Genomic DNA, 1,109 nt, shown 5'->3' with positions numbered 1-1,109 from the left:
GACTTCAACGCCGCCGCCCGCCGCGCCACCGTCGCCGCCCGCCGCGCCATCGTCGCCGCCCGCCACCCCCGGCGCGGCCTCGTCGTCGCCCGACGCGGCGCGGCTCGCGCTCGTGCTCGAACTCGGGTTGACCGCAGCGACGGCCGGCGATCCCGCTGCGCGCGGTTATCTCGAGGAGGCCGCGCGCGCCGACGATCCCGCCGTGGCCGCGCAGGCGATCGAGGCGATCCGGGTCGCGCCCGGCGACGACCTGGAGGCCGCGGCCGCGACGTTGCGCGGTGCGCTCGACCGGCTGGAGCCCGGCGAGCTGCACGACCGGATCGCCGGGCAGCTGCTGAACTCGCTGATGATGGACCTGCGGCTCGCGCCCCGGCGGGCGGCGACGCTCGCGGAGCTGGGCGAGAACCGCGGCGTGCTCGCGCATCGCACGTACGACGCCGCGGCCGGGGACGCGCCCGCCGCCGAGGTGCTCGCGCTGGCCGAGCGCGCGCTCGAGGGGCGGCCGTTCACGCAGCTGAGGGCGATCGAGCGGCCGACGCTCTTCTGGGTCGTCGTCGCGCTGATCGCCGTGGACGGCGCCGCCGCCGCGGACGCCGCGCTGCTCGACGCGGAGGCGACCGCGCGCCGGCACCGCACGCGGCTCGGGGGCGCGTTCGTTTCGTTCCTGCGCGCCGAGTGGGCGCTGGCGTTCGGCTCACCGGCACTCGCCGAGGCCGAGGCGCGCGCGGCGGCTGAGGTGTTCGGCGTCGCGACCGGCAACACGGTCGCGCTCGGCGCCGCGGGCGCACTCGTCCGCGCGCTCGTGCTGCTCGACCGCGTCGAAGACGCCAACGCGCTCGTCGCCGAGTTCCCGGGCGATGACCAGCTCGCCCACGGCTGGGGTGCGACGCTCGTCTGGAACGCCCGCGCCGACCTCCGCCTCGCCCAGAACCGCGCCGCCGACGCGCTCACCGACCTCGACCGCATCGACCAGGTCACGCGCGCGTTCGGATGGCGCCACATGGCGCCGGGCCACAACGCGGGCCGCCGCGCCCGCGCGCTCCAGGCCGCCGGCCGCCCGGACGAGGCCCGCGCCGCCGCGCTCGAAGAGACGCGCGACGCGGCCCGCC

The 1,109-nt window shown here is 78.7% G+C and carries 1 pseudogene; it reads left to right on the top strand.

Annotation, left to right across the window (positions count from 1 at the left end):
• Positions 1–1,109, top strand: a pseudogene (locus OJ997_RS36240) (hypothetical protein); the annotation flags it as partial.

Source organism: Solirubrobacter phytolaccae (assembly GCF_027587195.1).
GTDB lineage: Bacteria > Actinomycetota > Thermoleophilia > Solirubrobacterales > Solirubrobacteraceae > Solirubrobacter > Solirubrobacter phytolaccae.
Note: the sequence above shows the minus strand (reverse complement) of the source record. Positions and strands in the feature narration are given on the sequence as shown.